Below are 20,510 nucleotides of genomic sequence, written 5' to 3'. Positions count from 1 at the left end.
ACACCGGTCAGGCCCACGCCTGAGCGCGTACCCGCCCATTTGTGTCTTCCACCAGACGGAATATTCCGTAGCGAAACAAACCGATAGGATCGCCCCCATGCGCCGTTCCAAAATCGTCTGCACACTGGGCCCCGCCGTCGACTCCCACGAACAGCTCGTCTCGCTGATCGAGGCCGGCATGAGCGTGGCCCGTTTCAACTTCAGCCACGGCTCCCACGCCGAGCACCAGGGCCGTTACGAGCGGGTCCGGGCCGCCGCCCAGGAGACGGGCCGCGCCATCGGCGTGCTCGCCGACCTCCAGGGCCCCAAGATCCGGCTGGAGACCTTCGCCGAGGGCCCCGTGGAGCTGGAGCGGGGTGACGAGTTCACCATCACGACCGATGACGTCCCGGGCGACAAGTCGATCTGCGGCACCACGTACAAGGGTCTGCCGGGCGATGTCTCCAAGGGCGACCAGGTCCTGATCAACGACGGCAACGTCGAGCTGCGGGTCGTCGAGGTCGAGGGCCCCCAGGTCAGGACGATCGTCATCGAGGGCGGTGTCATCTCGGACCACAAGGGCATCAACCTGCCCGGCACGGCCGTGAACGTGCCGGCGCTGTCCGAGAAGGACGTCGACGACCTGCGCTTCGCCCTGAGGATGGGCTGCGACCTCGTCGCGCTGTCCTTCGTGCGCGACGCCCACGACGTGAACGACGTGCACAAGATCATGGACGAGGAGGGCCGCCGGGTCCCCGTCATCGCCAAGGTGGAGAAGCCGCAGGCGGTGGAGAACATGGAGGCCGTGATCGCGGCCTTCGACGGTGTGATGGTGGCCCGTGGCGACCTCGCCGTCGAGTACCCCCTCGAAAAGGTCCCGATGGTGCAGAAGCGCCTCGTGGAGCTGTGCCGGCGCAACGCCAAGCCGGTGATCGTGGCGACCCAGATGATGGAGTCGATGATCACCAACTCCCGCCCCACGCGCGCCGAGGCGTCCGACGTGGCCAACGCGATCCTGGACGGGGCGGACGCGGTCATGCTGTCCGCCGAGTCGAGCGTGGGCGCGTATCCGGTCGAGACCGTGAAGACGATGTCGAAGATCGTCGTCGCGGCCGAGGAGGAACTGCTCTCCAAGGGTCTGCAGCCGCTCGTGCCCGGCAAGAAGCCGCGTACGCAGGGTGGTTCGGTGGCCCGTGCCGCGTGCGAGATCGCGGACTTCCTGGGCGGCAAGGGCCTGGTGGCCTTCACCAACTCCGGTGACACGGCCCGCCGGCTCTCCCGCTACCGCGCCGAGCAGCCGATCGTGGCCTTCACCACGGAGGAGGGCACCCGCAACCAGCTCGCGCTGAGCTGGGGCGTCGAGTCCTACGTCGTGCCGTTCGTGAACAGCACCGACGAGATGGTCGACCTGGTCGACCAGGAGCTGCGCAAGCTCAACCGCTTCAGCGAGGGCGACATCGTCGTGATGACCGCCGGCTCGCCCCCCGGTGTCCCCGGCACCACCAACATGGTCCGCGTACACCACCTGGGCGGCTGATCCGCCCGCACGGCCGACTGTCGGCCCGTTCGGGCGCCGTACGCGCCGTACGCCGCTGAGGGCGCCCCCTGCCGCGCAGGGGGCGCCCTCAGCGTGTTCCGGGCCGCTACGGCAGGTCGCCGGCCAGCCGCTGCCAGGCCTCGTGCTCGGCCCACCGGGGATGGTCACCGAGGTAGGGCGCCACGGTACGCATGACCGTCAGCAACCGCTTGACCATCCGGAGCGAGCGTATCTGCTCACGCTCCAGCTCCCGCCAGCGCGGGGCGAGTTCGGCGGCCTCCTCACGGCTCATGGGCAAGGCGTCCAGGGCTCGTTCGAAGGGCGGCCGCGGATCGAGCAGGGGCACGTCCGGGCGCGGTCCCACGTTCCCCAGCAGCCAGGCCCTGAGCCACAGGTCGCGCATCAGCCATTCGTCGCGCTGCGGCCCGGTCGACCGCTCGGCTGCCGCCAACAGGGCCGACCATGCCGCTCCGACCGCGCGCCACCGCTCGTCGGACATCTCCACCGGATCCTGCTGGAGCCGCGCGGCGAACATCTGGGCCGCGAGCAGCCAGTGGTTCACCTCGCCATCGGCCGACGCGACCTCCGGCGCCGACCAGCGACGCACGTGACCGTCCAGGTCGAGCCGGTCCAGGTCGTCGAAGAGGCCGTCCATCAGAACACCACTCCTGCCGCTTCGAACATCTCCCTGCCGAGCAGTTCCGCTCCGCCGCCGGGTGCCCAGAACGGGTCGCCCTGCTTGAAGAAGTGACCGCTGTGACTGTTGATGTTCAACCCGAAGTACTGGCCGCCTCCACCCGCGATCTCGGCCTCACCTGCGGCCCGGATCCCTGCGCCACCGCTCAGCACGGGGTGGGAGAGCTCCTGACCCTGCACCACCTTCGGCATGATCATCAGCTGTCCGTCCTCCAGTACGGCCCACTTGATCGGTTCACCGTCCATGTCGATGTACCTGTCCCACTCCGCGGATCCCGGTTTGGCCGGACGGACACCCATGCGCTCCGCCAGAGCGAGTTCCCGCTCAAGCGTCGCCGACATGTTGTTCGACCAGAGCTTGCAGGCATTGTGCACCAGCACCTTCGTCCGGCCGACGAAGTAGGTGTGGTCGCCCTCCACCTCGAAGTTGAACACCTGCACCGGGCGGGTGGTCCTCTTCACCGACTCGACGCTCGCGTCCTGACCGTCCAGGGTGCTGAGTCGGTCACCGGGGCGCAACGCCTCGGCGCCTGTCCAGGCTTTCCCCCGTACCCAGAAGGGGTGTTCGGGAGTGGCCCGGACCGTTTCCGCGCCGATGTCGACGGAGACCAGGGCGTCGGCGCGGAAACGGTCCGGCGACCCTGCGCAGGCGGCGTTCCCCGGTCGCGGGGTCCTCCGCCCAGACCCGGTCGCCCGCCTCGATCTCCTCGATCGGTTTGGTCCCGTGCTCGGTGGCGATCTTGGTACCGGCCGGGAAACACATGGCCTTCAGGGCCTGCTGGCCGACGCGCTGGAGATTGGCGGCTGCGGACGCGGAGAGCCCGGATCCGCGCAGGCCCCAGATGGCCGCGCCGATCCCCGACCCGTTGCGGACGGCCAGGTGCACCGCGAAGGCCGCCTCGGCGGCCTTCATCAGCAGACTCGGAAGGATGATGCTGCCGGCCGGCCGCAGACAGCTGCTGATCTTGTGGTTCCAGCAGCCGACGATGTCCGCCACCGCGCCCGTGGCCACGGCCTTCAGGACGGACGCGGTGAGTTCCAGCCCGTCCACGTGGACGTTGTCCTCGCGGAACGTGACGTCCAGCGGCGAGCTCATCAGGTAGTCGCGCTTGATGCTGCTGCCGCACTTGGCACGCGAGACACCCGGCAGCGGGCAGGACTCCAGGTAGAAGTCCATCTCCCCGTAGATGTGGAACTCCAGGTCGATCTCACAGCCGATGTCGCCCCCGGTGTGGGTGCCCACGCAGTCGCTCTTGGGGTTGATGTCGACGCGCGAGTCACCGCTGGGCTTCATCACGACGCCGTCCAGGCCGGTGCCGCTGCCCTCGGGCGTGCGCTGGTCCTCCTGGCGGTCCTCGAACTCCACCTCCTGGGTGCGGATCGCCGCCTGCGCGGCCTCCACCGCGAGATCGCGGGAGTTGGCCGCCGCGGTCTCGGCCGTGGTGGCGTCCTTCTCGGCCTGGTCGGCGACACCGCGCGCGGTGGACGCGTCGGCCTCGGCGGCGTCGGCGGCGCTGCGGGCACTGGCCGCGTCGCGTTCGGCGTCGTCCGCGGCCGCGTCGGCCTCCGTGGCGTACCCGTCGGCCGAAGTGGCCGCCTTCTGGGCCGCTTCGGCGTCCTCGACGGCCCGGCGGTCGTACTCGACGATGTTGGCCTCCGCCTGCTTCGCCGCCTTGGCGGAGGCTGCCGCCTGGTTGGACGACGTCTGCGCGGCCTCCGAGGACCTTGGTGTCGTTGCCTCGCTCGGCGGTGTAGAAGAGTGTGTTGTCGATGACCACGTACAGGTCGGTGCCGGTGAGACTGCCGGAGATGTTGGCCTGGGCCAGAGCGGTCGCGCCCGAATAGCCGGTGCCCAGGTCGAACTTGGCGGCGAACCCGCCCGCGCCCGTGGGTTCGTGGTCGAAGAGACGGCCGTTCTTGTCCCGGGCGATGAGCGGGAAGAGGCCACTGCCCTCTCCGGCGGCCTGCTGGAGCAGCGGGGCCCGGTCGGTGTGGGCGGCCCGCGCGGCGTCGGGTTCGGCCGACGACGTCGGCAGGACACCTGCCGTCGTCACCGCCGGCGCGGCGGTCGCGACGCATACGGCCACGACAGCCGCCGCCCGGCACAGCGGGCGTCTGAGAAACGTGAGCATGAAGTGTGAAGCCCCCGGGGAATGTGGTCGGCGGGGACTTGCACACGCACACGCCGATGTCCGCAACACCGGTCCTGGTTCCTTGGTGGCGCCCCCGTGCCGCGCATGGTCATGTACGCGACATTGAATAGCCCATGGAGATTTCGTGAAGAATGTAAAGAGGTGAGGAGGAAGCGTTTGCCGATACAGAACGAGACTCGGAGAAGACACGGAACAGGGCCGCGCCCCGGCTTCCGAACAAGCGGAAGAACCGGAGCGCGGCCCCTGTGCGGCTCCCGGACCGGGCCCTGGGGGGGGGACTATCCGAGCGGTGTGTTGTACTGCCGCATCCCCGGAATGGTCAGCGTTCCACCGAACTGGGCCGCCTGCACGACCTTCACCTTCGTGAAGTAGATCAGCGGGATGTTCAGCGGCGGCGGGTGCTCCGGGTCGAACGTGATCGGGATCAGACCGAGCAGGTTGCCGGAAATGCTCTCCGTGTACATGGTCGTCTTGCCGTCACGGATCGTGGACGTCGAGCCCTTGGCCCCCTGCACGTGGTACTTCACGTTGGCGTCCTTGTCATCGACGACCTGATGCAGGTCACCGATGTCGGTGCCGTCGGAGATCACGTACTTGAGGACCTCCTTGACCTTGCCGCTGGCGGTCTTCACCTTGACGATGCCCTGGTAGTCGGCGCCCTTGAGCAGGAGCGAACTGGCCTCCAGCTGCCAGGGGTCGTCGGCCAGGGCGGGAATGCCCTGCTCGACACCGCCCTCGTCGTCCGTGGCGGTCGGGCAGTCGTCCGGGTCGGTGGTGGAGCTCGCGGACGGGCTGGGCGTCGGGGACGCGGTGGCGTCGTCGGCCGCCTCCTCCGCCTTCTCCTCGGTGTCCTCGGCCGCGTCCGTCGCCGCGTCGGTGACGTCCTTGACCGTGTCCTCGGCCTTCTCCACCGTGTCCTTGACCGGGTCCTCGGCCTTGTCCGTCGACGTCTCGGCGGGCTCCTCGGCCGCGGGGGTCGACGCGGCGGGAGTCGGCGTCGGGGTCGCCGTCTCCTCCTCGTCGGGGGTGAAGATGTCCTTGATCGCCTCGCCGAGACCCAGGGGGTCGAGCGGGTTCTTCGACTCGGACGCCGAGGGGGACGGCGTCGGAGTCGGCTCGGCCTGCTTGTCGGGCGCCTTGGACTCCGAGGCGGACGGCGCCGGTTCGGGCTTGTCGTCGGAACCTGAATCCGACGAAGAGCCCGAGCCCGGCGTGTCCGAACCCGACGGGTCCGAGGCGCTCGGCTCGTCCTTGCCGTCGTCCGCGGGGGTGCTCGTCGAGGCGGAGGGAGACGGCGTGGCCGACGCGCCGTCCTTCGCCTCCTCGCCCTCCTCCTCCAGCGCGTTGACGCAGTCCTTGTACTCGTCGATCGTCAGGTTCTTCGCGGACGGCTTGTCCTCGGCCCTGGCGAGCGTGGGCGTGAAGCCCATGCCCATGAGGATCGCGGTCGGCATCGAAGCGATGGCTATCGCCTTGCCCGCGGGCACGTGCAACCTGGTGAACAACGGCTTCTTGGGGGCTGCGTGCCGCGGCCCGGTTCTCTCACGGACCTCGCCCGCGGGGCCCGCGTGTTGGACCTCGTCAGCCGGCACTGTGCCTCCCGTTCGCCCCGTTGGTCGGGCTCGTTCCTGACAGATCGTTCGGCTCGCTCGCGCCGTTGGCCAGTGCGGCCTCCGGGGCGTCTCCCTTGTCCGTACGGTCCGTCTCGGCCGGGCGCGCGGCGGGCTCCTCGCCCGGCACCCAGGCCACGGCCATCCCGCCGCCCACCAGAGCCAGCAGGAAGCCGACGAAGAAGCCTCCGAAGTTGGACACCGGCAGTGACACCAGGCCCAGCAGGATCGCCGCGACACCGGCGAAGGTCCGGATGTGCTTCTGGTACCAGAGGCTGATTCCGAGAACACCCAGGAGCACGCCGATGATGAGAGACCCCGCACCCGCGGTCGTCGCCATGGCCAGCGTGAGATGCCCGATCTGCAGGTTCGCGTACGGAAGGTATGCGATCGGGAATCCGGCGAGCAGGATGAACAGGCCCGCCCAGAACGGCCGGCCGCCCCGCCAGGCACGGAACCGCAGCCGCCAGATGTGGAATTGACCGCGCGCGGCAGGAGTCTCGGCGCTCATGGAAAACAGCTCCCTGGAACGGCGTTGCTGAGGGTTTCACGTATCTACGAAAAGGGACGGGCGGGTGAGGCAGCGCAGGCTCCCTCACCCGCCCACGGAGTGCCTAGTAGCACTCCTTGACACCCTTGGACAGCGACATCTTCAGGCCGCTGAGCTTGAAGGTGCCGGCGGTGGTGGCCCACGCCGTCTGCTTCACGTCGGTCAGGACGGCGGAGTCGGCCTGCTGGGCAAAGCCGTACGGGTTCGCCTGCTCCTTGCCGCCCTTCATGCCGGGACCCTTGTTGGCGTCTCCGGCGGCAACACCGATGTCGATGTTACGGAAGGTCGCGTTGGCCTGGAGATCCTCGACGTCGATGTAGAGGTTCTCGGCCTCGACCGGCTTGCCGCCGCCGCCCGCCTTCAGGTTCAGGCTGACGGAACCGATGAGCGGGATGTCCGGGGTGACCACGGACTGGCACATGTTGGTGATCTCGGCGCTCTTGAACGCCGACACCGCAACCGGGTGCGCCGTCTTCTCACCCTTGAGCGTGTAGCCCTGGTCGATGGCCCCGTACTGCGAGAAGCCAACACCGTCGAGCTTGTCAGCCGTCACCTTGAACGACTGGCCCGACACACTGAACGACGCGGCGAGAGCACCCTGAGCCAGGGCGACACCTATCGCGGCGGTCGCGGCCACGCTGGGCACCATGACGACCGCGAACCGCTTCCATCTGGTCCCGCCACGCACCTGGGACTCCATATTTCCTCCTTCTCGGACGTACATCTCCGGCCCTGGCTGCCCCCAGACGGCGGCTCAGCCGGGCAGGGATGGGAGAAGTGCTACGTCCTCGGGAAGGAGAGCGCCCCAACCCGGAGGCGCGGAACGCACCCGAATCACCGGCGATCACCCCCGAGCGACAACCACTGGTCGCGCCTGAACACTTCACGCACAACCTGCCGGACAGGCTCCACCGAACGGCGGAGACCCCCCTGCCCAAGGGCCGGCTCCACTGCCGCCGTCCCTACTCGGTGGGGACCCAAGGAAACCCGCTGACCCGATTGGCTGTCGGGGAAGGGGAATGGACCGAGCGTGGCCGATCGTGGTGCATTCTCGCTGCCCGCACAAGGGGGTTCGTTACTGGCTAGTAACGGCCGGATAACCGAACAACGACCCGTCGGTATCGGCCGACAACTCTGGGTGGCACCAGGGGCGGTGACAAAATGATCGAACCTTGGACGGAATCCGACAGATCACCGCCCCTGACTTACTCGCAGTAACAGCGGCCGCGTTTACCAAGTTTTGGTAAAACGCGGCCGCAGTATCGCTCTGTCGCCAAATCCTTCACTCGGGCATCACGGGTCCCGACGTTTAACGACTGGTCAGAACAGGGCCCGGGCCAGCGCCCGACGTGCCGCGGCGACCCGGGGGTCGTCGGCGCCCACCACCTCGAAGAGCTCAAGCAGCCGTACGCGCGCCGCGTCCCGGTCGTCACCCGCCGTACGCGCCACCGCGTCGACCAGCCGCCCGAAGGCGTCCTCGACATGGCCGCCCACCAGGTCCAGGTCGGCCGCGGCGATCTGCGCCGGTACGTCACCGGGGTTGTCGGCGGCCTCCTTGCGCACCTGCTGCGGGTCGGCGCCCTGCACCCGCTGGAGCAACTCGGCCTGGGCCAGGCCGAGTTTGGCCTCCGTGTTGCCCGGGTCGTCACTCAGCACGTTCTTGTACGCCTGCACCGCGCCGCCGAAGTCGCCCGCGTCCAGGGCCTGTACGGCGGCTTCGAGCAGCGCGTCGTACGGACCGGCCGGGACCTGGGGCTCCGCGGGCTGCTCGCCCAGCTCACCCTGCTCGCCGTCCGGGTCGACGGTCAGGCCCGTCAGGCCGAAGCGCTCCTCGGCGACCTGCACGAGCTGGTCGAGGGTGCCCCGGATCTGGGCCTCGGGGGCGGCGCCCTGGAAGAGCGGCAGGGCCTGCCCGGCCACCACCGCGAACACCGCCGGGATCCCCTGGATCCCGAACTGCTGCATCAACATCTGATTCGCGTCGACATCGATCTTGGCGAGGACGAACCGGCCGTTGTACTCGGCGGTGAGCCGCTCCAGGAGCGGGCTGAGCTGCTTGCACGGCTCGCACCACTCGGCCCAGAAGTCGATGACGACCGGCACCTCGGTGGAGCGCTGCAGGACGTCCCGCTCAAAACCCGCCTCGTCGACGTCGATGACGAGACTCGACGGCGACACCGCGGAGACGGCTCCGCCGCCCTGCCGCGCCGCTTCCGCACGCGCCTGCTCCGCCTTCGCCTTGGCCTCTTGGGCCGCCTTCACCGCGGCGAGGTCGACGACTCCGCTCATGGACATGTTCCGTGGCTGCATGCGTCTATCCTCCCCCCTCCGCGCGCCTGTGTGAAAAGCGTTGTGAAAGCTGCTCGATCACGTGGTCCAGTACTGGTCAACGTCGGTCCTGGCGCCGGGTCCCCACCTGGCGCCGTGCGGTTGTCGCTCACGTACGAGCTTTCGCTACGGGTCGTAGCGTAACTGTCGCCGACGGATCGCGTCAGGTACCTTCCGGTGATCTCCCTCACGGCTCCACGGAATCCCCTTACTCAGCGCCCCCGGATATGGTCACCGGCATGCAGAGCCGCACCTCCGCCCCCCGTACGGGGCGCCCCCGCAGCGCCGCCGCGGACGCCGCGATCCTGGCGGCGACGCGTGCGGCTCTCGTCGAACTGGGCTGGTCCAAGCTGACGCTGGGGGACGTGGCGACGCGCGCCGGGGTCGCGAAGACGACGCTCTACCGGCGCTGGGCGGGCAAGAACGAGCTCGTGGTCGACGCGGTGGCTGCCCTCTTCGACGAACTGGAACTGCCCGACCGGGGCACTCTCGCGGCGGACATCGAGGTTGTGGTGCTCCAGTTCGCGGCGATCCTGAGCCGCCCGGAGGCCAAGACCGCGCTGATGGCCGTGGTCGCCGAGTCGACCGGCGATGCCGCTCTGCGTGACCGCATCCGCTCGTCGATCGTCGACCGGCAGAAGCACCTCGTCACCGAGGGGCGCGCCCGCGCCCAGGCCCGAGGGGAGCTACCGACGGAGAACGACCCGGAGACAGCCGCCCGCGGTTCGGACCTGATCTTCGACGTGATCGCCGGCGCGGTCGTGCACCGCTGCCTGGTGAGCTCGAAGCCCGTCGACACGGACTGGGCCGGCGACTTCACCCGCCTCCTGCTGAACGGGTTGACCGCAACCTCAACCACCTGACCCCCCTCCCCTCCCTCTCTGTACGCGTCCTTCTGTACGCGTCATCAACCGCCGAGCTCGCACCAGACGAGCTTTCCGCCAGTGCGGGACAGCCCCACGGAGTAGTGGCCCCACCGGTCGGCCAGCTCCTCCACGACCCCCAACCCGCGCCCACCCTCAGCGCCCGCGACCATGCCCGCCCAGCGGATCCGAGGCGGCTCACCACTGGTGTCCCACACCGAGAGGCGCAGCCATTTCTCCGAGCGCTTCACGCGCAGACAGGACGGGCCGGGAGCGTGCACATGCGCGTTGGTGACCAGCTCGGAGACCAACAGCTCGGCCGTGACGATGAGTTCGCCGAGCCCGTGCGCACGGAGCATCAGCCGCAGGGCGCCGCGCGCGACACCGACGGCGAGGGGAGTGTGCGGGAGGTTGATGCTGTACTCCCAGTCGTCCTCGTGGTTCATGAGGCCTCCGTCATAGGGAAGTTCCGCAACTCGGGTGCACACGGTGTGTGCTTGTTGCGATACTGACGGTAGGGATAGTGGGGTTACGATTTCAACCCGCTTGCCCGAACGAGTGACAGCCAACTCGCGGACAGGAAGAGCACCTTGGCCCTACGGACGCACATCAGCGAACGGCAGCGACGGCTGGGTTCCGAGCTGCGCAGGCTACGCGAAGAGGGGGGTGCCACCACTTCCGAGGCCGCCGCCGTCGCAGGCTTCAGCGCGCCTTTCCTCAGTAACATCGAGTCCGCCCGCACGGCCATCACCACCGATCGCCTCCGCAGGCTCTGCGCGCACTACAGGGTCACGCCTTCTCCCTACGTGGAAGCTCTGGTCAAACTGGCCGAGTCCAATGGAAAAGGGTGGTGGACGGCCTACCGGGACCGCGTCACCCCATATGCGCTCAACCTCGCCGAGCTGGAAGCCGGCTCGGCGGACATTTGCTCGTACCAGCCCCTGCTCGTTCCTGGCCTGCTCCAGACCGAGGCATACATCCGGGCTCTTTTCGATGACGTACAACCACGGCACGCCACGGCCGAGGATGCCGTCGCCTTCCGTCTGGAGCGTCAGAAGATCCTCACGGCAGAGGACGCTCCGACCGTCCGCGCGGTGATCCACGAAGCGGCTCTACGCATGCACTACGGCGGCCCCGAGGTCATGCGCTCGCAACTTCTCCACCTCATCGAACTGGCAAGGCTGCCCAACGTGAGCATTCAGGTCTTCCCGTTTCGCGCACGGACGTACCCGGGGGTCAGCAGCCCATTCCTGTTGACGACTCCCCACGTCGAGGAACTGGCCACCGTAGTGCTGGACCATCCCGCCAAGCCGATCTACCGTGACGCTGAGGAACACTTGTCCCAATTCCGCTGCCTCTTCGGGCGGTTGAGGGACTCCGCGCTCGCCCCACTCGACCCTCGCACCCCGCCCGAGTCGTACGCGGTGCCCGATTCGCTCACGCTGATCCAGCACCTCCTGCACGACCTCTAGAGAGGCCCGAAGTGCCCCGCCTCACCTGGCAGAAATCCTCGTTCAGCAGCGACGAGTCGAACGACTGCCTCTACCTCGCCGCCACCCCCGACGGAGTCCTCCGCCTACGCGAGAGCGACACCCCCGACGAGATCATCGCCACCACACCCGCCCGCCTGGGCCACCTCATACGGTCGCTGAAAGCAGGCCGCTCCCCGCGGCCACCGCACGCAGCAGGTCATGTGGATAACGGTGCGGCATCTTGATGCCCGTGCGGCTGGTGAAGAGCGGCCCTCCGTCCGCGCTGTCCCGGGGTGGACGACGGTGCGGAAGGTAGGCGTTGACGGCTTCGCTGACGAGTGACGGAAGGGTCACCAGCCGGTATCCGCCCCCGTCGCCCGGCAGGCGCAGCGTATCGGCGCCGCGGCCGATGTCCCGCTCGGTACTGAGGTCGTCGAGATTGACGGCGAGGAGCGCGCCGGCGCGCAGCGCGAGGCCGAGTTGCAGGTAGCCGCAGGCGCGGTCCTGATGAGGGTGAGGCGAGGCGCGGGGACCCCGCTCGTCGAGTGCGATGAGAAGCACCGCGATCTGCCATGGATCGAGGCCCGCCGGAGTCAGTTGGGCAGGATTCGTGAGGCGGGGACGCCGGGCCGCGGGGTTGTACACGGCGGCGTCCCTGCGCACCGCGTACGCGTAGAAGGAACGGACCGCGGAAACGCGCCGCGCCGTGGCACTGTGGGACACCCCGGGCCGATGGGCCCACAGAGCGATGTGCTGGGCGGCGACCTTGTCCCACTCCAGCCCCGACTCGCGGCAGTGATCGAGCCACTTACCCGTGTGCGCCTGGTAGTTCTCGCGAGTACGCGGGGGATACAGCGTCGCCGCCAGCCACGGCCCCAGCAGTTCGTACGGATCCCAGCCCACGATGCCCTCTCCTCCACGGCCCATCCTGGCACGTGAGGATGGGCCAGCGGCAAGTGGCGTGAGCGTCCCAGCGACACGCCGTCCGCACGGCGTGTCGCTGGGACTGTGCGCCCAATTGACTCTCGCAGCCGGCCGACTAGAACCCGGCCGGCTCCGTGTACACCCCCCACTCCTCCCGCAGCACCTCACAGATCTCGCCGAGGGTCGCCTCGGCCCGCACCGCCGCGAGCATCGGCACGATCATGTTCGACCCGTCCCGCGCGGCGGCGAGCATCGCGGCCAGCGCGGCCCGTACGGCCGCCTCGTCCCGAGCCGACCGGCGCTCCGCAAGCACCCTCACCTGCTCCCGTTCCACCTCATGACTCACCCGCAGGATCTCCAAGTCACCAGTGACAGAGCCATGGTGGACGTTGACACCCACGACCCGCTTCTCCCCCTTCTCCACGGCCCGCTGGTACCGGAACGCCGACTCCGCGATCTCCCCGGTGAACCACCCGTCCTCGATCCCCCGCAGAATCCCGGACGTGACCGGCCCGATCGGATGCACCCCGTCGGGATGCGCCCGCACCCCCCGCTCCCTGATCTGCTCGAAGATCCGCTCCGCGTCCGCCTCGATCCGGTCCGTCAGCTGCTCGACGTACCAGGAACCGCCCAGCGGATCCGCGACACCCGCGACACCGGTCTCCTCCATCAGCACCTGCTGCGTACGCAGGGCGATCTCCGCCGCCTGCTCGGACGGCAGGGCGAGCGTCTCGTCGAGCGCGTTCGTGTGGAGGGAGTTCGTGCCGCCCAGCACCGCCGCGAGCGCCTCCACGGCCGTACGGACGACGTTGTTGTACGGCTGCTGGGCCGTCAGCGAGACGCCCGCCGTCTGCGTGTGGAAGCGGAGCCACTGCGCCTTCTCGGACCGCGCCCCGTACACGTCCCGCATCCACCGTGCCCAGATCCGCCGAGCGGCCCGGAACTTGGCGATCTCCTCGAAGAAGTCGACGTGCGCGTCGAAGAAGAAGGAGAGCCCCGGCGCGAAGACATCGACGTCGAGCCCGCGCGACAGCCCCAGTTCCACGTACCCGAACCCGTCCGCCAGCGTGTACGCCAGTTCCTGCGCGGCCGTGGAGCCGGCCTCGCGGATGTGGTAGCCGGAGACGGACAGCGGCTTGTACGCGGGGATCGACGAGGCGCAGTACTCCATCAGGTCGCCGATCAGGCGCAGATGCGGCTCGGGCTGGAAGAGCCACTCCTTCTGCGCGATGTACTCCTTGAAGATGTCGGTCTGCAGCGTGCCGTTGAGCACAGCCGGGTCGACGCCCTGACGCTCGGCGGCCACCAGGTACATGCAGAAGACGGGGACGGCCGGTCCGCTGATCGTCATCGACGTCGTCACGTCGCCCAGCGGGATGTCCCCGAACAGGACCTCCATGTCGGCCGCGGAGTCGATCGCGACCCCGCAGTGGCCGACCTCGCCGAGCGAGCGCGGATCGTCGGAGTCGCGCCCCATGAGCGTGGGCATGTCGAAGGCCACGGAGAGCCCGCCCCCGCCGTTGGCGAGGATCTTCTTGTACCGCTCGTTGGTCTGCTCGGCGTTCCCGAACCCCGCGAACTGCCGGATGGTCCACGTCCGCCCTCGGTAGCCGGTCGCGTGGAGGCCCCGCGTGAAGGGGTACTCCCCCGGCCAGCCGATCCGCTCGAACCCGTCGTAGGCGTCCCCGGGCCGAGGCCCGTACACCGGCTCGACCGCATCCCCGGAGAGCGTGGTGAAGTCGGCCTCCCGCTTCTGCGAGGCGTCGTACCGGGCCTGCCAGCGACGGCGGCCCTCCTCGATGGCGTCAGCGTCCATACCATCAAAGTTACTGGGACGTCCTAGTAACCGTCGATGGCAAACCGCCACAGATCAGACCCGTGGCGGTGGTGGCGCCCAGCCCGTCAGTCAGCCAGCCAGCCAGCCAGGCAGTCACGCCTTGGCGACCGCGCCCGCGTCCTCGGTGACCTTGGACTCCAGCTCGCGGCTGACCTTGCGCTCCACGAAGAAGGCGGCGGTGGGGACGGTGCCCGCGAGCAGCACCCACAGCAGCTTCGGGACCGGCCACTTGGCCTTGGAGCCCAGGTCGAAGGCGAAGACCAGGTAGACGACGTACAGCCAGCCGTGCGCGACGCTGACGACACGCGTGAAGTCCGCGGCGCCGTCCAGGTCGAGCACGTACTTGCCGATCATCCCGAGGACCAACAGGACCAGCAGGACACCGGTGACGTAGGCCATGACGCGGTAGCGGGTCAGCACGCTCTTTTTCATGGCTACGAGCGTAACCACCGGTTTCGCACGATCTTCGGGCACCCCCGGACCCGCACGGCCCACGGGAGCGTGTACGCCCCCTGCCCCTCTGCTCCTCGTCACTCCTCGTCGAAGTCGTGTGCCGCCACCCTCAGCGGGCGCAGCATCGCGAAGATCTCCCGGCACTCCTCGGCGTCGTACACGCCGAGGCCGAACTCCATCGCCATCAGGTCGCGGGTGGCGGCGTCGCAGACCTCGCGGCCCTTGTCGGTGATGGAGGCGAGGGTGCCGCGGCCGTCGTTGGGGTTGGGGCGCTTGTCGACGAGACCGGACCGGGCGAGCCGGTCCACGGTGTTGGTCACCGACGTCGGGTGCACCATCAGCCGTTCGCCGATCTTGGACATCGGCAGCTCGCCGGCCTTGGAGAAGGTGAGCAGCACCAGGGCCTCGTAGCGCGCGAACGTCAGCTCGTACGGCTTGACGACCGCGTCGACCTCGGCGAGGAGGATCTGGTGCGCGCGCATGATGGAGGTGATCGCGCCCATGGACGGCACGGATCCCCAGCGCTGCTTCCAGTGCTCGTCGGCACGGGCGATGGGATCGAAGGCAAGACTGAGCGGCTTCGGCACGGCAAGGACCCTACCGGCCGGTCATATCGTGGTCAGCCCCGTCTCGCGTATCGATATCCGGCCCCGTCGGGCCTGCCCGTCCCGTGCGCCGTACCTCCGCCGCCAGGAGTACGCAGCACACGGTCCCCACCACGCCGACGCCGCCCACGACCGTGCTGACCGCCCAGAACTCGGCGGCCGCCCCGGCGAGCGCCATGCCCACGCCCTGGATCGTCATCAGCCCGGCGGTGTGCACGGTCATGGCCCGTCCGCGCAGTTCCTCGGGTACAGCGTCCACGAACCAGCGGTCGAGCCCGAGGGTGTACGCGCCCGCCGACCCGGCGACCACCAGCACGAGCAGGATCCAGCCGAGGCCCGGGTGGAAGGGGTAGAAGAGGAGCGGGAGCAGTCCGCCGGCCGCCAGGGGCAGCACGATCCGGGAGCGGGCCGCGGGTGAGAGGGCCGCGCCGGCGTACAGCTCACCCGCGATCGTCCCGACCGGCATCGCGCACATCAGCAGCCCGATCCAGACCGTGCCGACCCCGATCTCGTCCGCGTACGCGGCGGCCAGTGCCTCGGGCGCCACGACGAACATCGGCGGCACCCACAGGAGCAGCAGCAGTGCCCGGATCCGGCGGTCGGCCAGGACCTGCCGGGCGCCGGAGAGCGAGTACCGCACCAGCTCCCCGCCCCCGGCCCGGGCCGGTCTGCGCCGCGTGCCCAGCCGCAGGAGCAGCGCCGAGGCGAGGAAGGTGCCCAGCGTGACGGCCAGTGCCCCGCACGGGGAGACGACGGTGAGCAGGACGCCACCGAGGCCGAAGCCCACGAGCACGGCACTCTGCGACACGATCCGCAGCAGGGATCGGCCGAGCACGAACAGGTCGCCGTCCCCGAGGATGTCGGTCAGCGTGGCCATCCGTGTACCGCTGAACACCGGTGACACGGCCGCGATGACGCACCGCAGCACGAGCAGCGCGGCAACGGGTGTGGCCGGCAGGGCCATCAGCGCCGCGCATCCGGCGCACACCAGGTCGCAGACGACGAGCACCCGCCGCGGCGGGAACCGGTCGGCCACCCCGGACAGCAGCGTGCCGCCCACGAGATAGGGCAGGAAGCCCAGCGCGAACACCAGCGCGCTGAGCAGCGGCGACCCCGTGAGCCCGTACACGAGCACGGTCAGGGCGATCTCGCTGACGACGACGCCGAGCAGCGAGAGGGCGTGTGCGAGGAACACGGCACGGAACTCGCGTACGGCGAAGACGGGACCGTAACCGGTCTTCTCGGGTGCGGGCAGCGTCGACGTGCCCATGTTCTCTTCCGGCATGTCCCGCAGCGTGCCCGCGCACGGACCGCCCGCCGTAGAGTTTCGGTGTCAGCCGAATCTTCGCGATCGACCGCGGCGCGACCGACCGCGACGGGAGAGCCCCTGCCGTTCCATCTGAACTTCGGCGAGGACGACCTCCTCAGGTGCCGCTTCGCGGTGTCCCCGCTCTGGGAGACCCAGGAGGCGGTCCGCACCCTCGACCGCCCCGAGCGGCACGGGTATCACGCGCACTGGCTCCGTCGTACGCGTTCGGCGGCGGCGGAGCTCGACCTCACGCCGCTGTGGCTGCTGATGCCCCGGCGCGGGCACACCCCGGACTGGCTGGGGCCTCCGCCGCTCGGCCCCTCGGCCACGTTCGACGAGGAGATCGCGGCGGTTCGCGGTGCCGACCCCGAGGCGGCCCGCGAGGACACCGCGCTGGCGCTCGCGGACACCCCGGGCGCCCTCGAATCCCCGCGTGGGCGCGCCCTGCTGGCCGACCCGGTCCGCATGATCCAGGAGCTGGCCGATCTGCTGGCGGCGGCCTGGCACGCCCTGGTCGAGCCCGACTGGCCGAGGCTGCGCGCCCTCCTGGAGGCCGACGTGGTCTTCCACTCGCGCCGCCTCGCCGAGGTGGGCCTGGGCGGGCTGCTGCCCGAGCTGGACCGGCGGCTCGCCTGGGACGCGGGCAGGATCACGGTCGACGTGAAGAGCGAGCACGTCCGCGAACTGGGCGGCCAGGGCCTGGTGTTGATGCCCAGCGTCTTCTCCTGGCCGGACGTGGTGAGCGGCTTCGAACCGCCCTGGCAGCCGACGCTGGTCTACCCGGCGCGCGGCATCGGGGGCCTGTGGGCCGAGCCGTCCGACCGCACGCCCGAGGCGCTCGCGGGGATCCTCGGCCGCGGCCGGGCCGCCGTCCTGACCGCGCTCGACGACCCCGCCACCACGACGGCCCTCGCGCACCGCCTCGGCCTCGCGCCCTCGTCGGTGTCGGCGCATCTGTCGGCGCTGCGCGACGCGGGCCTGCTCGTCTCGCGCCGGTACGGACACCAGGTGCTGTACGAGAGGACGCCGCTGGGCATCGCGCTGGCGTCCGGCGGCACCTGACGCCCCGGCAGGAGCCCGCTCGGAGCTCGACAGGGGGCGGCTGCTCACGGTGTCGCACCCCTGCCGGTCAAGTCCGTTATGTCACGATAGTCGGACATCGTCACTGACCGTCACCTTCGCCCAAGGGGGCAGGATGTTCCGGCAGACCCGTACCCGTACCCTCGCGGCGCTCGCCGTGCTCGGACTCGCGGCGGGCTGCTCGTCCGCGCCCGAGGCCGACACCACCACCGCCGCCCGTGAGACGTCCCCGCAGGCGAGCCCCGCCGCCGGTTCCCCGTTCTGGGTCGACCCGGCCAGCCCCGCGGCCCAGCAGGTGCAGCGGTGGGAGCAGCAGGGGCGCGAGCGCGACGCCCGTCTGCTGAAGCTCATCGCGGACCGGCCCGCCGCGATCTGGCCCTCCGCCGAGCGCCCCGAGCCGAAGATCCGGGAGGCGACCGCGGCGGCGGCCAGGGAGGGGCGTACCGCGGTCTTCGTCGCGTACGACATCCCGCACCGCGACTGCGGGCAGCACTCGGCGGGCGGGGCGTACGGCGCGGACTCCTACCGGGACTGGATCGACCGGTTCGCGCGGGCCATCGGCGACAGCGAGGCGCTGGTCGTGCTGGAGCCGGACGCGGTCGCGCACATCGTGGACGGCTGCACCCCGGGCGAGTACCACGCCGAGCGCGAGCAGATGCTCTCCGAGGCGATCGTGCGGCTGAAGCGGCAGCCGGGGACGAAGGTCTACCTCGACGCGGGCAACCCGGCCTGGATCCAGGAGTCGTGGAAGCTGGTCGAGCCCCTCCGGCGCGCGGGTGTCGCGCACGCCGACGGCTTCGCCCTGAACGTCGCCAACTTCCAGCCGGACGGGCCGACGAAGGAGTACGGCCGCCGGCTCTCGCGGGACCTCGGCGGCAAGCACTTCGTCGTGGACACCAGCCGCAACGGCAACGGCCCGCTCGGCGGCGACCCCTCCCAGGCCTGGTGCAACCCGCCGGGCCGGGCGCTCGGCACCCCGCCCACCAAGGACACCGGCGACCCGCTCGTGGACGCCTACCTGTGGATCAAGCGGCCCGGGGAGTCGGACGGACAGTGCCGCGGTGGCCCGTCGGCGGGCCAGTGGTGGGCGGACTACGCACTGGCGCTGGCCCGCAACTCCAAGGCATAGCAGGCGACTTCACATACCGGACCGCTTCACCTGACCTGGACCCACTTCGCCTCGGACGATGTGCCGTCCGTGTCCGTCACGAACAGCATGTACCAGCCGGGCGGCACCAGCGTCCGGTCCTTCGGTACGTCCACGGTGACCGAGTCCTTCGTCTTCGTGAGCCCGAGCGCGATGGACCGCTGCTCGACGTCCGTGGTGTGGGTGACCGCGCTGGGCCGCATCAGACGGGCGTTCACGATCCGGTCCGGATGCCGGGTGGCGAAGGTCGCACGGCCCTCGCCGTCGACCTCCTGCGGACCGTCGCCCAGTACGGGACGGGTCTTGGCGTTCTTGTGCAGGGTGGGCGGAGTGTAGATCTCCATGCGCTGCTCGAAGTGGCCGAGCTTGGTGTTCTGCTGGTCGTCGAAGAGCGGGTCGGAGCCGAACGTGGCGACCCGGCCGTCGGGGAGCAGCAGCGCCTCGGAGTGGTAGTTGCGGCCGACCCTGGGCGAGGCGGCCGAACGGAACGAGTTGGACCTGGGGTCGTAGAACTGCGCCTTGAGGATGTTGCTGGCGCTGCGCCCGCGGTAGTCCGAGGAGCCGTTGGACGTGAACACCGAGTCGTCCGGCATGATCACGCTGTTCAGGTAGCGGGTGCCCTGCGGGAGGTCGGGGCCGTCCTCGAAGACGGGGTTGTCCTTCTTGAGGTCGATGACGGCCGTGCGCGAGGTCGCCTTCTTGGACTCGCCGACGCCTCCGCCGCCGAGGATCATCACCTTCTGGTCCTGGGCCGGGGGCAGCAGCAGGGACGCCGACGTCTCCGTCCGGTCGGTGTCGCTCAGCCCCGGCACCTTCTCGAACTTGTTGGTCTTCAGATCCCACAGGCCGGGTTCGCGCCCCATGGTGGCGGGCCCGTAACCGGCGTTCGAGGCCGGGTAGAAGAGCTTGCCGCCCTTGGTGAGGAAGAGGGCGGGATAGGTCGGGAAGTAGTGCTTGGGTCCCGGGGTCCACTTCTTGGTCTTCGGGTCGTAGATCTCGTTGTCGCCGGGGTCGATCACCCCGACGTCGTCGAGCCCGGAGACCGCGAGCACCCGCCCGTCCGCCAGACCGACCAGCGTCGGATACCAGCGGGCCTTGCCCATCGGCGCGACGGGCACGTACTTCTCCGCCGTCGGGTCGAACTCGTACGCGGCCTTGATCCCCTGGAAGTCCTGCTTGTCCATGGTGATCTTCTCGGAGAGGCCGTACGTGTTGGCCGCCTCCTTGCCCTTCAGGCCGAGGATCTCGTACTGGGCCTGCTTGCCCGTGACGGACCGCTGCCCCAGCTCGGCGGCCTCGACGAAGACCCGGGCCTCGCTCGCGGTGACCTTCGTCTTCCAGGGCTGCATCACACCGGCCCTGTTGTACGTGATCTCCTGCGTGCGCTTGGCCTTGGGGACGGTGACGTCGAACCGGCTGACGTACTCCACCCCGGTCGGCGAGCGGAACCGGGTGCCCTTCTTGAGGACGACCGGCTTGTCGGGGTTCTCGTTCTTCACCCGCATACCGCCGCCGGCCCGGTCGACCTCGCCGTCCAGCAGCTCGTAGCGGGCCGTGCCGCCGGCCACCAGCATTCTGCCGCTGGGGAGTTGGGCGTGCCCGGCGCAGAAGAAGTCGACCGGGGTGGGGATCTTCCTGAAGGTGTCGGTCCTCGGATCCCACAGGATCGTGTCGAAGGAGCCCTTGTCGAACTTCTTCTGCTCGTTGCCGGAGCCCGCGACGATCAGCACCTTGCCGGTGTGCAGAAGCGCCGCGTGGATGGCGTTGGTGCGGAACTCCCTGGGAATGTCCAGGTGCTTCCAGGAGCCGTACTTCGCCTTGTAGCCGGGCTGGGTGATCTTGTACTCGTAGTACTGCTCCGAGGCGAAGCCGATCGCGGCCGGGGCGTTGAGTCCGGCGAGCAGGGCTACGCCGCCTATGCCGAGCAGCCGCTTCTGGGCCTTCTTCGAAGGGCGGTAGGCCATGGG

20 protein-coding genes are annotated in these 20,510 nt (G+C 69.6%); 6 read left to right on the top strand and 14 right to left on the bottom strand.

Going from position 1 to position 20,510, the window contains the following annotated elements; translation table 11 throughout:
- The first annotated feature begins 97 nt into the window (after nt 1–97).
- Entirely contained in the window at nt 98–1,516 is a 1,419-nt protein-coding gene (gene pyk, locus ACH4YP_RS08955; protein WP_361061365.1) for a pyruvate kinase, read from the top strand.
- 106 nt (nt 1,517–1,622) lie between these two features.
- Here pyk and ACH4YP_RS08950 read toward each other — a convergent pair whose 3' ends face one another.
- From ACH4YP_RS08950 to ACH4YP_RS08920, 7 genes are all read right to left on the bottom strand, one after another.
- Nucleotides 1,623–2,171 (bottom strand): hypothetical protein, encoded by a 549-nt coding sequence (locus tag ACH4YP_RS08950; RefSeq protein ID WP_398489979.1) that lies wholly within the window; start codon nt 2,169–2,171, stop codon nt 1,623–1,625.
- On the bottom strand, nt 2,171–2,809 hold the full coding sequence (locus ACH4YP_RS08945) for a polymorphic toxin-type HINT domain-containing protein (RefSeq protein WP_398490050.1): 639 nt from the start codon (nt 2,807–2,809) through the stop codon (nt 2,171–2,173). Before ACH4YP_RS08945 ends, ACH4YP_RS08950 begins: the two co-directional genes overlap by 1 nt.
- Nucleotides 2,718–4,160 (bottom strand): Hint domain-containing protein, encoded by a 1,443-nt coding sequence (locus ACH4YP_RS08940; protein WP_398489977.1) that lies wholly within the window; start codon nt 4,158–4,160, stop codon nt 2,718–2,720. The genes ACH4YP_RS08945 and ACH4YP_RS08940 overlap by 92 nt, the downstream gene beginning before the upstream one ends.
- A 483-nt stretch (nt 4,161–4,643) precedes the next feature.
- Entirely contained in the window at nt 4,644–5,957 is a 1,314-nt protein-coding gene (locus ACH4YP_RS08935) for a hypothetical protein (RefSeq protein WP_398489976.1), read from the bottom strand.
- Nucleotides 5,947–6,486, bottom strand: coding sequence for a DUF6114 domain-containing protein (locus tag ACH4YP_RS08930; protein ID WP_361061361.1), 540 nt, complete (start codon nt 6,484–6,486; stop codon nt 5,947–5,949). The genes ACH4YP_RS08935 and ACH4YP_RS08930 overlap by 11 nt, the downstream gene beginning before the upstream one ends.
- Before the next feature lie 103 nt (nt 6,487–6,589).
- Nucleotides 6,590–7,225, bottom strand: coding sequence for a DUF6230 family protein (locus ACH4YP_RS08925; protein WP_361061359.1), 636 nt, complete (start codon nt 7,223–7,225; stop codon nt 6,590–6,592).
- Nucleotides 7,226–7,845: 620 nt separating this feature from the next.
- Nucleotides 7,846–8,835: a tetratricopeptide repeat protein gene (locus ACH4YP_RS08920; RefSeq protein ID WP_361061357.1), complete on the bottom strand. Its 990-nt coding sequence runs from the start codon at nt 8,833–8,835 to the stop codon at nt 7,846–7,848.
- A 257-nt stretch (nt 8,836–9,092) separates the two neighbouring features.
- On the opposite strand from ACH4YP_RS08920, the gene ACH4YP_RS08915 reads away from it, so the two are divergent.
- Nucleotides 9,093–9,716, top strand: a complete 624-nt coding sequence (locus tag ACH4YP_RS08915) for a TetR/AcrR family transcriptional regulator (RefSeq protein ID WP_361061356.1) — start codon at nt 9,093–9,095, stop codon at nt 9,714–9,716.
- A gap of 44 nt (nt 9,717–9,760) precedes the next feature.
- Here the strand turns inward: ACH4YP_RS08915 and ACH4YP_RS08910 are convergent, their stop codons facing one another.
- On the bottom strand, nt 9,761–10,162 hold the full coding sequence (locus ACH4YP_RS08910; protein ID WP_398489974.1) for an ATP-binding protein: 402 nt from the start codon (nt 10,160–10,162) through the stop codon (nt 9,761–9,763).
- A 144-nt stretch (nt 10,163–10,306) separates the two neighbouring features.
- Between ACH4YP_RS08910 and ACH4YP_RS08905 the strand changes: the two genes are divergently transcribed.
- Nucleotides 10,307–11,188 (top strand): helix-turn-helix transcriptional regulator, encoded by an 882-nt coding sequence (locus ACH4YP_RS08905; protein ID WP_361061352.1) that lies wholly within the window; start codon nt 10,307–10,309, stop codon nt 11,186–11,188.
- 11 nt (nt 11,189–11,199) lie between these two features.
- A complete protein-coding gene (locus tag ACH4YP_RS08900; RefSeq protein ID WP_361061350.1) occupies nt 11,200–11,433 on the top strand; it encodes a DUF397 domain-containing protein in 234 nt (77 codons plus the stop codon).
- Here the strand turns inward: ACH4YP_RS08900 and ACH4YP_RS08895 are convergent.
- The 5 genes from ACH4YP_RS08895 to ACH4YP_RS08875 all read right to left on the bottom strand — a co-directional run bounded on the left by ACH4YP_RS08895 (nt 11,354) and on the right by ACH4YP_RS08875 (nt 16,292).
- Nucleotides 11,354–12,091, bottom strand: coding sequence for a site-specific integrase (locus ACH4YP_RS08895; protein ID WP_361061348.1), 738 nt, complete (start codon nt 12,089–12,091; stop codon nt 11,354–11,356). The genes ACH4YP_RS08900 and ACH4YP_RS08895 overlap by 80 nt on opposite strands.
- Nucleotides 12,092–12,227: 136 nt before the next feature.
- A complete protein-coding gene (locus ACH4YP_RS08890; RefSeq protein ID WP_398489972.1) occupies nt 12,228–13,928 on the bottom strand; it encodes a methylmalonyl-CoA mutase in 1,701 nt (566 codons plus the stop codon).
- Between the two features lie 114 nt (nt 13,929–14,042).
- Nucleotides 14,043–14,381: a DUF3817 domain-containing protein gene (locus ACH4YP_RS08885; RefSeq protein WP_189845567.1), complete on the bottom strand. Its 339-nt coding sequence runs from the start codon at nt 14,379–14,381 to the stop codon at nt 14,043–14,045.
- Nucleotides 14,382–14,479: 98 nt separating this feature from the next.
- Nucleotides 14,480–14,989, bottom strand: coding sequence for a MarR family transcriptional regulator (locus ACH4YP_RS08880; protein WP_359719210.1), 510 nt, complete (start codon nt 14,987–14,989; stop codon nt 14,480–14,482).
- A gap of 10 nt (nt 14,990–14,999) precedes the next feature.
- On the bottom strand, nt 15,000–16,292 hold the full coding sequence (locus ACH4YP_RS08875; RefSeq protein WP_398489969.1) for an MFS transporter: 1,293 nt from the start codon (nt 16,290–16,292) through the stop codon (nt 15,000–15,002).
- A 102-nt stretch (nt 16,293–16,394) separates the two neighbouring features.
- Here ACH4YP_RS08875 and ACH4YP_RS08870 point away from each other — a divergent pair, with 102 nt between their 5' ends.
- Nucleotides 16,395–17,378, top strand: coding sequence for a DUF5937 family protein (locus ACH4YP_RS08870; RefSeq protein ID WP_398490049.1), 984 nt, complete (start codon nt 16,395–16,397; stop codon nt 17,376–17,378).
- A gap of 133 nt (nt 17,379–17,511) precedes the next feature.
- Nucleotides 17,512–18,525, top strand: a complete 1,014-nt coding sequence (locus tag ACH4YP_RS08865) for a glycoside hydrolase family 6 protein (protein WP_361061340.1) — start codon at nt 17,512–17,514, stop codon at nt 18,523–18,525.
- Between the two features lie 26 nt (nt 18,526–18,551).
- Here ACH4YP_RS08865 and ACH4YP_RS08860 read toward each other — a convergent pair whose 3' ends face one another.
- Nucleotides 18,552–20,507 carry a galactose oxidase-like domain-containing protein gene (locus ACH4YP_RS08860; RefSeq protein WP_398489968.1) on the bottom strand — a complete coding sequence of 652 codons (1,956 nt, stop codon included), beginning with the start codon at nt 20,505–20,507 and terminating at the stop codon, nt 18,552–18,554.
- Between the last annotated feature and the right edge of the window lie 3 nt (nt 20,508–20,510).

The organism is Streptomyces sp. NPDC020747 (genome assembly GCF_044334695.1).
Classification (GTDB): Bacteria; Actinomycetota; Actinomycetes; order Streptomycetales; family Streptomycetaceae; genus Streptomyces.
This window is presented reverse-complemented; position numbering and strand designations above follow the sequence as displayed.

Coding starts and splice junctions, on each gene's coding strand:
- pyk (WP_361061365.1), top strand. CDS start 98: ATGCGCCGTTCCAAAATCGTCTGCACACTGGGCCCCGCCGTCGACTCC.
- ACH4YP_RS08950 (WP_398489979.1), bottom strand. CDS start 2,171: ATGGACGGCCTCTTCGACGACCTGGACCGGCTCGACCTGGACGGTCAC.
- ACH4YP_RS08930 (WP_361061361.1), bottom strand. CDS start 6,486: ATGAGCGCCGAGACTCCTGCCGCGCGCGGTCAATTCCACATCTGGCGG.
- ACH4YP_RS08925 (WP_361061359.1), bottom strand. CDS start 7,225: ATGGAGTCCCAGGTGCGTGGCGGGACCAGATGGAAGCGGTTCGCGGTC.
- ACH4YP_RS08920 (WP_361061357.1), bottom strand. CDS start 8,835: ATGCAGCCACGGAACATGTCCATGAGCGGAGTCGTCGACCTCGCCGCG.
- ACH4YP_RS08915 (WP_361061356.1), top strand. CDS start 9,093: ATGCAGAGCCGCACCTCCGCCCCCCGTACGGGGCGCCCCCGCAGCGCC.
- ACH4YP_RS08910 (WP_398489974.1), bottom strand. CDS start 10,162: ATGAACCACGAGGACGACTGGGAGTACAGCATCAACCTCCCGCACACT.
- ACH4YP_RS08890 (WP_398489972.1), bottom strand. CDS start 13,928: ATGGACGCTGACGCCATCGAGGAGGGCCGCCGTCGCTGGCAGGCCCGG.
- ACH4YP_RS08885 (WP_189845567.1), bottom strand. CDS start 14,381: ATGAAAAAGAGCGTGCTGACCCGCTACCGCGTCATGGCCTACGTCACC.
- ACH4YP_RS08875 (WP_398489969.1), bottom strand. CDS start 16,292: ATGCCGGAAGAGAACATGGGCACGTCGACGCTGCCCGCACCCGAGAAG.
- ACH4YP_RS08865 (WP_361061340.1), top strand. CDS start 17,512: ATGTTCCGGCAGACCCGTACCCGTACCCTCGCGGCGCTCGCCGTGCTC.
- ACH4YP_RS08860 (WP_398489968.1), bottom strand. CDS start 20,507: ATGGCCTACCGCCCTTCGAAGAAGGCCCAGAAGCGGCTGCTCGGCATA.